Below are 16,096 nucleotides of genomic sequence, written 5' to 3' on the forward strand. Positions count from 1 at the left end.
CGATTCAGACCGATGTTTATATGATTTTTTATCGCCTTTGTAAAGAATCACAGCGTTTCTGTAATGATTCGTGGCGTCACAAAAATCAATAATTCTCGTTTTTCGTTAGACTCACTGGTGTTTCGGAATAACCAACCGACTGCAGGTAAGTCCCCTAAAATAGGGACTTTTGATACCGATTTGCTGGTGGTTTGCTGATAAATACCGCCTAAAACAACGGTTTCACCGTTATCGACTAATACTTGTGTACCGATTTCTTGTTTATCGATGGCAACCGCGCTACCACCGGTCGATGTTGGCACTTCTTCACCTTGTGTATCTTGCGTGATCACCAAATCTAAAATAATTCGGTTGTCGGGTGTGATATGTGGTGTAACCCGTAAGCTCAATACCGCTTTTTTGAATTCAATGTTCGTGGCGCCCGAGGATGTTGATTCTTCATATGGGATCTCAACACCTTGTTCAATGTAGGCTGGTTTCTGGTTGGCCGTGGTGATCCGCGGGCTAGCGATGATTTCACCCTTGTTTTCAACTTCGAGTGCCGATAGCTCTAAGTCGATGATGGTGCCGTCGGCGAGTTTAGCCACCTGAAACGCTATCGAGCCTGCGGGGTTGGCAACCGGTAAATCGACATTAAGCCGATCGGCAATGGAAGGCACAATGCCATTGTTGGCGTCATCAGCCCCTTCAAGGCTTCCGGATGTTGAACCATTGCCTGAGCCGGCATCAAAGGTATTGGTGATACCCCAGCGCACGCCTATGTCTTCACTAACTGTGTCGAGAATGGTTACCACGCGTGATTCTATTTGTACTTGCTTAACCGGTCGGTCTAACACAGCGATTAGGCCACGGACTTCTTCAAGCTGCTCTGTGGTGTCGCGAATTAACAAGGTGTTGGTGCGCTCATCAACGGTTACCGAGCCTCGCTCGGACAGCATGTTGGCATCGTCATTTTTCAGCAGCTCGGCAATGTCTTCTGCCTTGGCGTAATTGATTTGGACATATTCAGAAAATAATGGTGCTAGCTTTTCAACTTCCTGTTGTGCTCTTAGCTCTTGCGCTTCGCGGATGGCAAGCTCTTCTGATGGCGCAACCAGCAAAATATTGCCTTCCATGCGTTTTCCAAGGCCGCGAATTTTCAGGATCATGTCGAGCGCTTGATCCCAAGGAACACCGTCAAGACGCAGTGTCATGTTGCCAGCAATGGAATCGGTGGTAACCAAGTTAAAGCCATTGTGGTCGGCAATGATTTGTAGCACGGTCCGCACCGGAATATCTTGGAAATTCAGTGAAATGGGTTTGCCAGTGTATTGATTTTGAGCGAGCGCAATTTCTTCTTCCAGAACCGGCTCAACGGATAGTGTAAATAGGTTGTCGACTTGCTGGTGACTAAATCGATAGTCGCCATTACTGGCTACTGTCATGGTTACTTTCTGGCGATCTTGCTGCACGTCAATGAAGTCGACGACGGTGGCAAAGTCTGTCACATCAAGTAATGCTACGAGTGCGTTGGCAATGGCTACGTCAAAAAAGCTCATGACGATTTTGTCGCCCTGCTGGCTGACATCAGCAGCAACCGAACTGCGCTCTAAGAACACTAATACGTTGCCTGCGCCATGTTCACCGCGACGAAAATCAATGGCGGTAATTTTGTTGAGATAGCTCGGCTGATCTTTGCTGCTGGTATCGTCGTTACCAAGATTTAGAATGTAGCTGTTGCCTTGAATGCGACCGGAATAAGGGCGCAAACGATCCATAATGGTGTGAACAGCTAAACCTTCAGCTGTTTGAAAAAAGTTAATTCGCTGAACACCTTTGTCACCGACAGGAATAGTCGACAGGGTCATTGCTGACACCGTTTCAGGGAAAGTGACAATAATCTGCTCTGGCAAGTTTGCTACCGATGTGGTGGGCGGCAAATAAGGTTGGTCAAAAATAAGTTCCAGCTGAAATTGATCGTCAACAAGACCGTTATAACGCACGTCGATCAGTTGCGGTTGGCTGGCCAAAACTACGCATGGAAACCACAGTAAAGTGATTATAAATGCTCGCCATATCCGTTGAGTTAACACGAGTCCTGCTCCTATCCGTTGGTCAATTTTCATTAGCCGGAAATTAATTCAATTTTATTTGTACGTTTGGCCCAGCAGCCGTCCCCTTCCGGAACCATTTCCTCTAATAGGATTTTGCGCGGCGTTACCGAAACTACTCTGCCATGAAACAAGCCCAAATAATCATTTAATTGCACTTGATAGATATTGCCGTCGTTGGCTTGTACTAAACCAAACAACCGATTGTTATCGCCTAAGGTGCCGCGCATTTTTATGTCATCGAGTGCAAATGACTCCAATGGGTGGCGCAAACGAGTCGGATTGGGTGTTAGGCAATCTTTGCGCTGGGCAATTTGAACTTCAATGAGTTCAGGCACCGGCTCAACAAATGGGCTGCGCACCACATTGGCGGTATAGGGAATGTGACTAAACTCTGGAATCTCTGGCAACGGCTCAGGCTTAGGGCGATAGGCATCTTGAGTGGTTTGTACGAATTGGCGTACGTCACTTAAGTTATCGCCACAGCCGGCTAGGCCAAGCAACAATGCAACGATAAGAATCTGTCTCATTGTTGCTCCTCCGCATCTTTATAGCGATAGGTGCGTGCCTGAACATTCATAATGAGCTGATCTTGGCGAGCTTCTTTATCCGCCAGCAATTCAAAATCGTGCAAGCTAATAATGCGAGAGAGCCCTGCCACGTCACTTACAAATTGACCGAGCTGATGGTATTGCCCAACCGCCTTAATCTGCATGGGTAATTCGATATAGAACTCTTGCTGTTGCTCTGGCTGCCATTCCAACTTATCAAAACGTAAACCATTGGCGGTGCCTACGTAGGTCATGTCATCGAGCAACGCCGCTGTTTCATGCTTGGTTGGTAGTTGCTTGAGCATGGATTGGAATTGTTGCTCAATATCTACCAGCTGAGCGCGATATAACTCCACGTTAACCGCGACGCCATATTTAACTTGGTATTGCTGGCGCAGCTCTTGTTCGGCGTGTCGTTCTTGCTCTAGCGTGGTGAGTTGGTCACTGATGACAAAGTAATACACCAGAAAGCCCGCGAACACGGCGCAAATCACGGCGAAAATGATTTTTACCAAGTTCGGCCAACTGCCCATGTTCTCAAGGTCGAGATCGACATTCTTTAATTGTTCGAGCTCGGCTTGCCAATTAATTGCCATTGACTGCTACCTCTTGCTCGGATGATGCTAAATCTTTATCAACGATTTGCACCGTCATGACAAATCGGCTGAGAATTTTTGGCCTGATCTCATCGACCTGAATAGACTGAATGCTTGGGCTATGGAGCCATTCGAGTTGCTCAATGTTGCGCACTAACGTTGCCAAATGGTTGTTGGATTCGCTGATACCTTCAATTTTTAAAAGCTTGTCCTGCTTTTCGACGCGGGTCAGGTAAACACCCTGAGGAATCATGTCGGCCATCGCGTTAAACAACTGGGTCAGCAAGTTGCGGCTTTGCTGCAGTTCTTGAACGAGTTTGAGACGCTGCTCTAAATCTTGTTTCTGCTGTTTGAGATCGTTTAATTCTTGGATTTTCTGGTCAAGAATCGCAGTTTCTTGTTGCAGGTAGGTATTGCGGGCGCGCTGGTTGTCGATTTTGCTGCCAAAGAAAGATGATACGGCAAACATCAGTAATGCAGCGGCAATGGCACTGGCAAGTAGCGCAGTTAAATATTCTTGCTGTTGTTTTTGACGTGCATCTTCACGCCATGGCAGCAGGTTAATTTGGCTCATTCGCTGTGCCCCCTCATGGCCAAGCCACAGGCGATGACATATTGGTGGGCGGTCTCATTTAGTTTGGATTGATCTAAGTTTGGTGAGATTTCCATGCCGACAAACGGATTTGCCAAGACGGCATGAACCGAGAGTTCTTCGCGCAGAAGCTCAACTGTGCCGGGTAAGATAGCGCTGCCACCACTGAGCACCAACATGTCGATTTCGTTAATGCCACTAGACGTTGAGAAGATCTGAATATTGCGGCGGATTTGCTGCACCATTTGAGTTTGAAACGGTGCCAACACTTCAAAATCGTAGTTTGCCGGTAAGGCACCCTCAAGTTTGGCGGTTTCTACTGCCGCTGGCTCCATACCGTAGTAGCCGACCACCGCCTGATTAAACTGTTCTCCGCCGAAAGGTTGCTCGCGGTTATAGATGGTTTCGCCATTGCTAACAATGGTAAACAACATCATATTGGCGCCAATATCGACCATGGCCACAGTATTCTGCGGCATATCTTCGGGGAACTGAGAGTTCATGAGCGGCAGGGTGCGGCCCAGCGCAAATGCCTCAATATCCATGACTTTGGGCGTGTAGCCTGCGGTTTCTAACGCTGCCACTCGAGATTCCACATGTTCGGTGCGGCAGGCGCTCAGTAAAATGTCGATGCGGCTTGCATCGGCGCTATTTTCGCCTTTGACTTCAAAATCCAGGCTAACTTCTTCGAGTGGGAACGGGATTAAGTGATCGGCTTCTATTTGAACTTGAGCTTCTAAATCGGCTTCGCTGCCACCGCCATCAACATAGATGATTTTGGTGATTACCGAGGAGCCGGCAACGGCTGCGGCCACTAGGTGATTTTTCTTACCAAGCCGAGTTAGCAGGGGCTTGAGAGCATTGCCAACCGCTTCGAAGTCTTTAATTTCGTGCTCTGATACGGCTTCAGCAGGGATGAGAACTTGCGTTGCATGTTCAACCATCCAGCCTTCGGTGGTTTGGCTGAGCAACACGGCTTTAGCAGCATGGGAGCCGATATCTAGCCCGATAAGCGGCGGCTGGCTGCGTTTCCATAAGCGCTCAAATTTCACGTATGCAAGTCCATTGTAATGCTTTTGTTAAGAGCGATTATACTGTGACTCTTACACTAAAAAACAAGGCCTTTTACTTGGAGTTTCAACACAGTTCGCTATTTTGTGTCAATTATCCAGTGACTTCATTATACTCTTGCTCCTAAGGTTTTGAGCCTGCGCAGTGCGTTTGGCCTTGTGATGTAAGTGATTACTAACTGTGAAATTGTTGCGTACATTATTTGTTTTTTCGTTTGGCTGTGGTGTGCTGGGCTTATTGGTTGCGATCGCCGTGGCGGTTTACTTCAGCCGAGATTTGCCCGATGTGTCCGAGCTGAAAGATGTGCAATTACAAACTCCAATGCTGGTTTACACCAAAGATGGGGTGTTGATTTCACAGTTTGGTGAAAAGCGCCGTATTCCGCTAGCCATCGAGCAAATACCGCAGCAAATGAAAGATGCCTTTCTCGCGGTCGAAGATGCTCGCTTCTACGAACATCCGGGAATTGACTTCATTGGTGTTACTCGTGCTTTTGTTTCGCTGGTGCTGACTGGTGAAAAACGTCAGGGCGCCAGTACGATCACCATGCAGGTGGCGCGAAACTTTTATCTCACCCGCGACAAAACCTATCGCCGTAAAATTCGCGAAATTTTATTGGCGTGGCGAATTGAACAGCTGCTCACTAAAGACCAGATCCTCGAACTTTATCTCAACAAAATTCCGCTTGGCCAGCGTGCTCACGGTGTTGGCGCGGCCGCCGAGGTGTATTTCGGCAAAACCGTTGATGAGTTGACGCTACCAGAAATCGCCATGATCGCAGGGCTGCCCAAAGCACCGTCCGTGCTCAACCCAATCTATTCTGTCGATAATGCTGTTGAGCGTCGCAATGTGGTGCTGTCGCGAATGTTGGCGGTTGAAGCCATTAGCGAAGAAGAATATCAATCGGCGAAGCATGCTTTGCTCGAAGGCAAGTATCACGGCCCATCCATTGAAATGAACGCGCCTTACGTGGCTGAAATGGCGCGTCAGTACATGGTTGAAAAATACGGTGAAGAGCAGGCTTACACGTCGGGCTTTAAGGTTTACACCACCATTGATTCCAAATTGCAGCAGGGCGCAATTGATGCCGTGGTGCAAAACCTACTGGACTACGATCATCGCCATGGTTTTCGCGGCCCAATAGCTAACCCTTGGCTGGTGCAGCAAGATGATCAAGAAGACCCGGTATTGGTGCTTCCAGAAACGCCTTGGACGCAGCAGCAAATGCTTGATTACTTAAAGCCGTTTAGAGGCTATCAGCGATTGCAGCCAGCGATGATCACAGAAGTTGGTGAACAATCGGCCACGGTGCTCACTCGGCGTGGTATTACAGGCAGCATTAACTGGCAAGGCATGAATTGGGCTCGCCGCTTTATCACCGATGAGCGTCAAGGCGCGGCGCCAAAAGTGGCTGCAGACATCCTGCAACAAGGTGATGTGGTGATGGTGGAAGCTGCGGCAGACAGCATGTTTGCCCTGTCTCAGTTGCCAGAAGCCTCGGCGGCCTTGATTGCACTTAATCCGCAAGACGCCAGCATTCAAGCGCTTGTGGGTGGTTTCAGTTTTGGTCAGAGCCAATACAACCGAGCATATCAAGCGAAGCGCCAGATGGGCTCGAACATTAAACCATTTATTTATTCAGCCGCGTTTAATCATGGTTATAGCCTTGCGTCACTTGTGGCCGACGCGCCGATTAGTCATTGGGATGCGTCGTCCGGTGTAGCTTGGCGTCCCAAGAACTCGCCGGAAGTCTACGATGGCGACACTCGCTTACGGCTTGGCCTTGCGCAGTCGAAAAATGTCATGTCAGTGCGATTATTACGTGCCGTTGGCGTGCAGAATATTCGCCAACACCTGAGTAAATTCGGCTTTCCGCTGGAAGATATTCCGCCTAACGAGTCGTTAGCGCTTGGCTCTGCGAGTTTCACGCCGCTGGCAGTCGCCAATGGTTTTGCCGTTATCGCCAATGGTGGTTATCAAGTGACGTCGTATCTGATTGATCATATTGATGACCAACATGGCAATCGCCTGTTCAAACATCAACCTCTGGTCGCTTGCCCTGAATGTGAGCAATTGGATGAGTCGATGACTGAGTTTGATGGCTTAACTGAATTTGCCTCGATTGCAGCGGATCAATTTGTGATGTGTCCGGCATACCCTGTCGATCAAAACCAGCAAGCGCCTCATGTGGTGTCTTCAACCAACACTTTCCTCGTGACCCAAGCCATGAATAGTGCGATTTGGGGCGGCGGCAACTGGTCTGCTGGCACCGGCTGGAATGGTACCGGCTGGCGCGCAGCTCGAGCGCTTAAACGACGAGATATTGCCGGTAAAACCGGTACAACCAATGATGCCAAAGATGCTTGGTTCAGTGGTTTTCACCCGGGATTAGTGGCAACGTCTTGGATCGGCTTTGATGATCACAAACGCAAATTGGGATCAACGGTCGCCAATAGCAACCTTGGCGCAAATCAAATTGTCGGCAAAGAGTTTGGCGCAAAAACGGCTTTACCTGCATGGATCAAATTTATGCAAGTTGGTTTACAAAATATGCCGGTTCAACCCTTTACTGCTCCTGATAATATTGTCAGTGTAAGGATTGACCGAGCGTCTGGCCTGCTGACTCATAGTACTGATAGTTCTACCCGATTTGAGTACTTTGAAGCCGGTACCGAGCCGACACAGTATGCCGAGTCCATCAGTCACCCAGTCGATCCGTTCATTGAAAGCGAATCTCAGGCGACGGACTCAGCCGACGAACTGTTTTAAAGAAGCCTGTGCCGCAATGGTGACTAAACGGAGTTTTGTGGTATCTGTAACATGAAAACGATCCCAATCAGTGAACTTAAATTAGGCATGTATATTACCGAGATTGCTAAATGTCGTAGCAATTTCGTGCTTAAAAAACCTGGCTTTGTCACCTCGCAAGGCAGCATTGACGCGCTTGTGGGCAAGGGCGTTGAGTTACTATCAATCGATCCATCTAAAGTCCTGCCGGGCAGAGAGCCGGCCGCCGCTAAACCTGCCGCTGAGACCCCAAAAACTCGCTACGATCAAGCGCCTGTTTCTGTTGAACTTGAAATGGAGCAGGCGAAAGCGCTTTACTCTCAGGCCAAGCAGTTGCAAAAGAAAGCCTTCAGAGACATGGAGCAAGGCCATAAGATCGATGTTGACGCCTTCAAAGACATGAGCGAAGGCTTAATCGATTCGGTGTTCCGTAATCCACAAGCGCTGACCATGATGACGCGCATTCGTGAAAAAGATCAGTACTTGTTAGAGCACAGCCTTAACGTCGGAATTTTGCTGGGCGTGTTTGGTCGCTACTTAAAGCTCGATGAAGGCTTAATCTCTGAGCTGGTGACCGGTGGCTTGCTGCACGACATTGGTAAAATTCGTGTGCCCGAAGAAGTACTTCATAAGCCCGGAAAACTGACCTCTGAGGAATTTGAGATCATGAAGCGCCATGTGCTTCACGGTCGCGATATTATTCAGGAAAATGAAGTGACGTTGCCGGCGGTGACGATGGAAGTGGTGTTGCAACACCATGAGCAACTCAGTGGTACGGGTTACCCGCACCGGTTAATGGGCGATCAGATTTCTCGTCATGGCCGAATGACTTCGGTGGTCGATATCTTTGATGCGCTGACCGGTGAGCGAGTTTACAAGAAAGCCATGCTACCGACCGCGGCGCTTAGCATTATTCGCAGCATGGCACCTGACAAACTCGATCAAGAGCTCGTCAATGCATTTATTCGATGCATTAATGTTTACCCGGTTGGCACATTGGTCAAACTGCAAAGCGGCCGCTTGGGCATTGTTACTGAAGTCAATGAGAAAGCACCAACCAAGCCAATGCTCAAACTGATCTATAACGCCAAGCATAATCGCCACATTCAGGTCGAAATGCTCAATCTAGCGCATATTGATAGCGATAAAATCGTTAGCGCTGAAAAGCCCGAAGCGCACGGGCTCGATTTAAAAAACTACATTTGATTTATTTGTAGCCGGTAATTTCCAGCCCAACATCAAACTTGTCTTCCGCTAATGTGTCGACTCGCTGTACTTTCGCTGACGCTTCAAGTGGCCGAATATCTTGGCCGGTAGAATCAATAAAAATTTCTACCTCTTCGTCCATGTTCAATGGTTCGCTTAACAGCACCGCGGCACCGGTAGCGCTTAAGTTCAAGCAAGTCCCTGATAATTCATCACCATTAGCTGCACGCTTGATACGAATTGCGGTTTCGACTGACATGCGAATAAAATTACGACGTTCACCCTGAGTTATCATTACTTCGTCCTCAAAAAATGTCTTCCCTTGTATGCTTTGAGTTTAGACACAATGCAAGTGGATGAAAGCTAAGCTGTTGGCATGGTCACACTTTCTTTAATTGCATCGGCGAGCGCCTGTAGCGTTCTAACCCTGCTGCTACCTCGGCGATAAACGAGGGCAATTTCGCGGGTGGGCTGTGGTGACTTGAAAGGCTGATAGTTGATTAATGGATCCGCTTGGTGGTGCTCTTGAATGGCTAAATAAGGCATTAGGGTTACGCCTCGGCCGGTCGCCACCATATGGCGCAAGGTTTCTAAGCTGGTCGCGCGGAATGTACCATCTTCATTGGCGCCAGCGCTAAAGCAATAGCCTAAGGCCTGATCGCGCAGACAATGGCCGTCTTCAAGCATGAGCACGGTTTCGCCATCAAGCTGGGGCAGGCTGACTGAGCCTTGTTGCGAAATCGGATGCCCATTGGCACAAGCGAGCCATAACGGCTCATCGTATAAGGTTACGTGCGCTAGCCCTTGCATTTCCGTAGGCAACCAAGCAAGTAATAAGGCGTCGAGTTGGCCGTCTCGCAATTGATTGAGTAACACGTGGGTTTGTTGCTCTTCAAGCTGCCAGCCCATTTCAGGAAATTTTTGAAACAGGTGCGGCATAATTCGTGGCAACAAATATGGCGCGACGGTGGGGATTAAGCCTATGCGCAGCTCCCCAGACATTGGATCGCGGAATGATTGTGCTGTGTCTTTAAGTTGCTTTACTTCACTGAGAACTCGGCGCGCGTGTTCGACAACGGCTTCACCTGATTGAGTGAACATGACATTGCGGGTATCGCGCTCGATTAAAGTAAGCTCCAGCTCATCTTCTAGCTTACGAACCTGGCCGCTTAAGGTGGGTTGGCTAACAAAGCAGCGCTCGGCTGCTTTGCGAAAATGGCGAACTTCATAGAGGGCGAGTAAATACTCGAAATCGCGCAGGTTCATATTAATTATCAAATCCAATTATTTGCCCGAATATTTAACATATTAACTATCAAAAGTCGCGGGTTTGCGGCGAATCAAACAGTTGCCAATTATTTATGCTGGTCAGTCTTTCGACGGCCTTGCGCTAGTGGTATAACGACTGTGGTTTTTATTGTTTCCCGAGGCCCTATCTACTACAGGAGTAGCAAACCATCATGTTTGAATCGGTACCACAGGCAAAAGCAGACCCAATCCTAGGTTTGACTGAAGCATATAACGCAGATCCGCGCGCAAATAAAATCAACTTAGGTGTTGGTGTTTATAAAGATGAAGCGGGCACGACCCCCATTCTTGCTTCGGTTAAACAGGCTGAAGCACTGCTGTTGGATACCGAAAAAACTAAGTCGTATTTAGGGATTCAAGGCGTGCCAGAGTATGGTGCGCATGTGCAAAAATTGTTGTTTGGTGCCGATAGCGCGATTATTGCTGACAACCGCGCTCGCACGGCACAAGCACCGGGCGGTACTGGAGCCCTGCGTATCGCGGCTGACTTCGCGGTTCGCAACTTAGGTCGTAAAACCATTTGGGTGAGCAATCCAACTTGGGCGAACCACGCGGCTGTATTCGGCGCAGCGGGCTTGACCGTTGAGCAATACGCTTACTACAACCCTGCCACCAGTGACCTTGATTTTGACGCCATGGTGGAAAGCCTGAAAGCTGCAAAAGCGGGTGACTTGGTGTTGTTGCATGGTTGCTGCCACAACCCAACTGGTATCGATCCAACGGCCGAGCAATGGCAAGTGTTGGCGGAAATGTCTGCTGCTGCTGGTTGGTTGCCGTTATTCGATTTCGCTTATCAGGGTTTTGCTACTGGCATTGAAGAAGATGCACAAGGCCTACGTACCTTCTTAGCTAACCATGGCGAATTGCTGATTGCTTCTTCGTTCTCGAAAAACTTTGGTTTGTACAACGAGCGCACTGGTGCCTTCACCTTGGTTGCGCCATCTGCAGCTGTGGCCGATACCGCTTTTAGCCAAGTTAAAGTAAACATTCGCGCCATGTACTCCAACCCGCCGGCTCATGGTGCCAAGGTTGTCAGTACCATTCTTGGCAATGATGACTTGTATGCCCAATGGGTTGCAGAAGTTACTGAAATGCGAGTTCGTATTCATCAGATGCGCGATCTGTTTGTGGAAACTCTGGCTGACAAAGGCGTTGATGGCGACTTTAGCTTTATTCAGCGTCAGAATGGCATGTTCTCATTCTCTGGCCTAAATCCGGCGCAAGTTGGCAAGCTGAAAGATGATCACGGCATCTACATTGTTGGCTCTGGCCGTATCAGTGTTGCAGGCATGACCAAAGCAAACATGGATGCCTTGTGCACCGGCGTTGCTGACGTGTTGAAGTAAAAGCTGAAATTAAGCTGCTAAAGCTTTAAAACAAAAAGGCGCCAGTTGGCGCCTTTTTTGATTGTCCAATTCGCTAGGCGAGATTGACGTTGAGTAGCTCTGTGCGCTGATGATTGTGAAATCACCAAGAGTAATCATTTGACCGCCACGTCAATGCCATGATGTTTCGTGACGCTAGCTTTTATCTTGTTGCGCGAGAAAATCGTGAAACTCAGTTTCGTACAGGTGAAATAGCACGAGGGTAAGCGCAACGATTAGTGGGCCATAGAGCAGGCCCATTAAACCAAACATATGCAAGCCACCGAGCAGCGAGAAGAAAATCACCACCGTATTTAACGAGCCTGCGCCTTGCATAAACAGTGGTCGAACAAAGTTATCAATAGAGCCCACCACAACCACGCCCCAGACAATCAAAAAGATGCCCCAACCTTGGTCACCGGTAATCAATAAGAAGATTGCTGCTGGCAGCCAAATGAGCGCGGTGCCAACCACTGGAATCAATGATGCAAAGGCCATCATAGTGCCCCAGAATAGGCCAGGGAAACCGGCCAGCCACATGGCAAATCCACCTACAAAACCTTGAGTCATAGCGGTGAGCAAGGTGCCTAGCAGGGCCGATTTTGATACCGCCTCTATCTCATCAATTAAGGCATCTTCTTGCGACCGTGATAAGGGCAAGGCATGACGGAAAAACTCCACCATACGGTCGTAGTCACGCAACACGAAAAACAGCGCGAACAGCATCAGGGTTAATTGCATTAAAAAGTGGCTCAAACTGCCAAGTACGCCCGTTGATACGCCTACGAACCCTTTGCCAGCATTGCTGGCGAGCCCAATCGCTTGTTGCCGCAGGTTTTCGAGAGCAAGAAAGCCATCTGGCAAAATTAACTCCAATCGCAACTTTATGGTTTGTACCCACGGGTGAGCGAGTAGTGTTTCGAGCCCGCCTTGTTCAATCCAGCTGCGTAAATCGATGGTGTAGTTGATACCTTGCCGGACAATGGCCACGATCACGGTGAACGCAGGCAGTAAAATAACTAAGGTGAGCAAGATACAACTAATGATGGCCGTGATATTGGCTCTGTTGCCAAGCCGTTTGAGCAACCAATGATGAATAGGAGCCATCAGTATGCCGAAGATTAGCGCCAGAACGATGGGCTCAATGTAAGGCAAAATGAGCCGATAGCAGGCGTATACGGCAGCAATGAGCAGTCCAACAAGCAGCCAGTTACGCGGATTTTTGAGGGGCGTTGGGGTCATCGCAACATCCTAGTTTTGATGCAAAAAATCTAGCCTAACACGGCTTCCGTGATGATTCGATGGGGTAATTTTTATACCAACACGAAAAAGCCCCGACACGCGGGGCTTCTATTCGTTTTTGCGTAGATGAGTGGCGGTTAGAGGAAGTATTCCATGGCCACTTCATCACAGGCGTGTTTCTTCGGACATATATCGCAGTCCTTCATCACTTTCTCTGGTAGCTGATCTTTGCTGGTGTAGCCAAAGCCCAATTTTTCAAAGAACGTTGGCACGCGAGTCAGTACAATTAAGCGCTTCAGCTCTAATTCTTTGGCGCGATGCATCATGTATTGCACTAAAGCTTTGCCTTGCCCTTGACCATGCTGCTCAAGATCGACGCCTAGGCTGCGAATTTCCGCCAACCCAGTGCCATAGATATAGAGTGACGAACAACCGACCACCTGCTGATCGATTTCAGCTACCGCAAAATCGAGAATCGAGCGAAGCAAGTCATCACGACTGCGTGGCAAGGTTTCACCTTCTTTCGCCCAATGTGTGACGATGCGGTCGATTTCATCCATATCAGACAAGCGGGCGCTGCGAACACTAAGCACTTCTGCTTTTTGTGCATTCAGGCGTTGCTGCACCTGACTCAATGCATAACCCACTTGGCCTACTGAGGTGCCGCCTTTGGCTTGGCCTTGCTGGGTTTCAAATTGGTTCTTGCCACTGAGTGCTGATTCAACGCTAGCACGGCTGGTGCCACCCAAGACTTCGCGCTTCGCTAAGCAGGCTTCAATGGTTAAGTGTTCAAATACGTCTTCATCAATCAAGTCGCTGAACTGCTTGAAATCATCCAGCTCGAATTCTTCTAACGCTTTGTTTTGCTCAATGGCGGTAACAACTGCTTCACCCACCACATGGTGTGCTTCACGGAATGGTAGGCCTTTACCCACCAAGTAATCGGCAAGTTCAGTGGCGTTGGAGTGGCCTTGTTGAGCGGCTTTTAAGGTGGCGTCTTGATTAACTTTTAAGTCTTTCAAACACAACGCAGCCATATCTAAACAAGCCAGCCAGGTGTCGACGGCGTCGAACAAACCTTCTTTGTCTTCTTGCATGTCCTTATTGTAGGCCATTGGCAATGCTTTGATGGTAACCATCAGGGCATTGAGCGAGCCAACAACTCGACCGGTTTTGCCACGAATTAACTCAAGCGCATCTGGGTTTTTCTTTTGTGGCATCAGCGATGAACCAGAGGTCACAGCATCGTCCAACTCAATGAAACCGGCTTCGCCCGAGTTATAGAAGATCAAATCTTCGGCCATGCGCGACAGGTGTAGCATGGAGGTGCTAGCTGAAAACAGCAGCTCTAACACGTGGTCACGGTCAGATACTGCATCCAAGCTGTTGAGCGTAGCTGAACGGAAGCCTAGTGATTGTGCTAATTCATCACGATCAATTGGGTAGGCGGTACCAGCGAGTGCGCCAGAGCCTAGCGGGCAGCGGTCCATCCGGTGCAGCGCGTCTTTGACTCGGCTTAAGTCACGGTCAAACATTTCTACATAGGCCAAGCACCAGTGACCAAAGGTCAAGGGCTGAGCGCGCTGTAAGTGAGTGTAGCCGGGTAAAACCGTGGCTTGTTCGCGTGCGGCCAAGTTCACCAATGCTTCTTGCAGGTTCACCAGCGCGGCATAAATTTCTTCGCCTTGCTCTTTACACCACAGCTTCAGATCGGTCGCAACTTGATCGTTTCGGCTGCGCCCTGTGTGCAATTTTTTACCCAGGTCACCGACTTTGTCGATCAACTTGCCTTCAACCCAGGAGTGGATGTCTTCGGCATCGGATTGCAGGATTTGATTCGGATCCTGCTGCACTTCTTCTAACAACTGCTCTAATGCTTGCTGCAAGGCTTGCTGTTCGTCAGCGGTCAATACGCCGGCTTTGTGCAATGCCATTGACCATGCCACCGAGCCAACAATGTCTTGTTCGGCCAAACGGTAGTCAAATGGCAGCGAGTCATTAAATGCTTTGAATCGTGTATCACTTGCCTGTGAAAAACGTCCACCCCATAACGCCATGATTACTTCTCCTGATCTTTCAGTGCTTTAATCCGGCTTGATAAGGTATACAAGCGGATGAAACCTTCGGCGTGTTTTTGGTCGTACACGTCATCGGCACCAAAAGTGGCAAATTCTTCAGAGTACAGGCTGTTTGGCGAACGTTTTTGTACGGCAGTAACCATGCCCTTGTAGAGCTTCAATACCACTTCGCCATTCATGTCAGCACTGTATGCATCGGCTGCACCCAGTAGTGAATCTTTCAGCGGGGTGAACCAACGACCATCGTAAACCAAATGGGCGAATTGCTCGCCAACGGTGTGGAGCCACTCACGTGAGCGCTTGTCCATCACCAATTCACGAATCGCTTCAAGCGCAGCGATGATCACGGTGCCGCCCGGAGTTTCGTAGCAGCCACGAGACTTCATGCCAACCAAACGGTTTTCAACGATGTCGACTCGCCCAACGCCATGCTCAGCAGCAATTTCATTCAGCTTCACGACCATTTGATACGGTGTCAGGGTGTCACCATTGAGGCCAACCACTTCACCGTTTTTAACGGCTAGGGTTAGGTATTCGGCTTCATTTGGCGCTTGCTCTGGCGATTTAGTCCAAACCCAAGCTTGTTCAGAAGGTTGGTTCCATGTTTCTTCCAGCTCGCCACCTTCGGTAGAGATGTGCCAAGCATTGGCATCACGGCTGTAAATTTTGGTCAGGCTTGCTGAACAAGGAATGTCACGCTCGGCTAAGTAAGCCAGCAGATCTTCGCGAGACTCCATGCTCCACTCACGCCAAGGGGCAATTACTTTCAAATCTGGGGCAAGGGCTGCGAAACAGCCTTCAAAACGAATTTGGTCATTACCTTTACCCGTACAACCGTGACAAACGGCATCCGCACCGACTTTACGGGCAACTTCGACGTGCGCTTTGGCAATCACTGGGCGCGCCATGGAAGTACCTAGCAAGTATGTACCTTCGTAGATAGCGCCTGTTTTCAATGTTGGGTAGATGTAATCGGCAGCAAATTCTTCTTTTAGGTCAACGATGTGACATTCAGTTGCGCCAGAGGCTAAGGCTTTTTCTTCTAAGCCTTCTAATTCTTCATCGCCTTGGCCCACATCGGCACAAAAAGCAACGACTTCACAGCCAGGGTAAGTTTCTTTTAGCCATGGAATAATGGCTGAGGTATCTAAACCGCCGGAATAGGCTAATACGACTTTTTTAATTGTTTCGCTCATTATCTCGCGCTCCAA

General features: G+C 49.0%; 13 protein-coding genes. 3 read left to right on the forward strand and 10 right to left on the reverse strand.

Annotated features, from left to right (window positions below):
- Positions 1–47: 47 nt before the first annotated feature.
- From K0504_RS03145 to K0504_RS03165, 5 genes are read right to left on the reverse strand one after another with little or no spacing between them, the layout of a single operon-like run.
- Complete coding sequence (locus K0504_RS03145) at positions 48–2,105, reverse strand: type IV pilus secretin PilQ (protein WP_220102693.1); 2,058 nt, start codon at positions 2,103–2,105, stop codon at positions 48–50.
- The gene (locus tag K0504_RS03150) at positions 2,105–2,620 is read right to left on the reverse strand and encodes a pilus assembly protein PilP (protein WP_220102694.1); all 516 of its coding nucleotides are present in this window, start codon (positions 2,618–2,620) and stop codon (positions 2,105–2,107) included. The genes K0504_RS03145 and K0504_RS03150 overlap by 1 nt, the downstream gene beginning before the upstream one ends.
- Positions 2,617–3,237 carry a type IV pilus inner membrane component PilO gene (pilO, locus tag K0504_RS03155; protein WP_220102695.1) on the reverse strand — a complete coding sequence of 207 codons (621 nt, stop codon included), beginning with the start codon at positions 3,235–3,237 and terminating at the stop codon, positions 2,617–2,619. The genes K0504_RS03150 and pilO overlap by 4 nt, the downstream gene beginning before the upstream one ends.
- Positions 3,227–3,811, reverse strand: coding sequence for a PilN domain-containing protein (locus K0504_RS03160; RefSeq protein WP_220102696.1), 585 nt, complete (start codon positions 3,809–3,811; stop codon positions 3,227–3,229). Before K0504_RS03160 ends, pilO begins: the two co-directional genes overlap by 11 nt.
- A complete protein-coding gene (locus tag K0504_RS03165) occupies positions 3,808–4,881 on the reverse strand; it encodes a pilus assembly protein PilM (protein ID WP_220102697.1) in 1,074 nt (357 codons plus the stop codon). The genes K0504_RS03160 and K0504_RS03165 overlap by 4 nt, the downstream gene beginning before the upstream one ends.
- Before the next feature lie 199 nt (positions 4,882–5,080).
- Here K0504_RS03165 and K0504_RS03170 point away from each other — a divergent pair, with 199 nt between their 5' ends.
- A complete protein-coding gene (locus K0504_RS03170) occupies positions 5,081–7,669 on the forward strand; it encodes a penicillin-binding protein 1A (protein ID WP_220102698.1) in 2,589 nt (862 codons plus the stop codon).
- Positions 7,670–7,720: 51 nt separating this feature from the next.
- Positions 7,721–8,893 (forward strand): HD-GYP domain-containing protein, encoded by a 1,173-nt coding sequence (locus K0504_RS03175; protein ID WP_220102699.1) that lies wholly within the window; start codon positions 7,721–7,723, stop codon positions 8,891–8,893.
- Position 8,894: 1 nt separating this feature from the next.
- On the opposite strand, the gene K0504_RS03180 is transcribed toward K0504_RS03175, so the two are convergent.
- Together K0504_RS03180 and oxyR are read right to left on the reverse strand one after the other, a co-directional pair.
- Positions 8,895–9,188, reverse strand: coding sequence for a PilZ domain-containing protein (locus K0504_RS03180; protein WP_220102700.1), 294 nt, complete (start codon positions 9,186–9,188; stop codon positions 8,895–8,897).
- Between the two features lie 68 nt (positions 9,189–9,256).
- Positions 9,257–10,177, reverse strand: a complete 921-nt coding sequence (gene oxyR / locus K0504_RS03185; protein ID WP_225917927.1) for a DNA-binding transcriptional regulator OxyR — start codon at positions 10,175–10,177, stop codon at positions 9,257–9,259.
- Between the two features lie 173 nt (positions 10,178–10,350).
- Here oxyR and K0504_RS03190 point away from each other — a divergent pair, with 173 nt between their 5' ends.
- A complete protein-coding gene (locus K0504_RS03190) occupies positions 10,351–11,547 on the forward strand; it encodes an amino acid aminotransferase (RefSeq protein WP_404822988.1) in 1,197 nt (398 codons plus the stop codon).
- Between the two features lie 174 nt (positions 11,548–11,721).
- Here K0504_RS03190 and K0504_RS03195 read toward each other — a convergent pair whose 3' ends face one another.
- The 3 genes from K0504_RS03195 to K0504_RS03205 all read right to left on the reverse strand — a co-directional run bounded on the left by K0504_RS03195 (position 11,722) and on the right by K0504_RS03205 (position 16,081).
- Positions 11,722–12,807, reverse strand: coding sequence for an AI-2E family transporter (locus K0504_RS03195; RefSeq protein ID WP_220102702.1), 1,086 nt, complete (start codon positions 12,805–12,807; stop codon positions 11,722–11,724).
- A 137-nt stretch (positions 12,808–12,944) separates the two neighbouring features.
- Positions 12,945–14,864: an argininosuccinate lyase gene (argH, locus tag K0504_RS03200; protein WP_220102703.1), complete on the reverse strand. Its 1,920-nt coding sequence runs from the start codon at positions 14,862–14,864 to the stop codon at positions 12,945–12,947.
- 2 nt (positions 14,865–14,866) lie between these two features.
- Positions 14,867–16,081, reverse strand: coding sequence for an argininosuccinate synthase (locus K0504_RS03205; RefSeq protein WP_220102704.1), 1,215 nt, complete (start codon positions 16,079–16,081; stop codon positions 14,867–14,869).
- Positions 16,082–16,096: the final 15 nt, after the last annotated feature.

Origin of the sequence: Neiella holothuriorum, from assembly GCF_019457915.1 — a bacterium.
Taxonomy (GTDB): domain Bacteria; phylum Pseudomonadota; class Gammaproteobacteria; order Enterobacterales; family Neiellaceae; genus Neiella; species Neiella holothuriorum.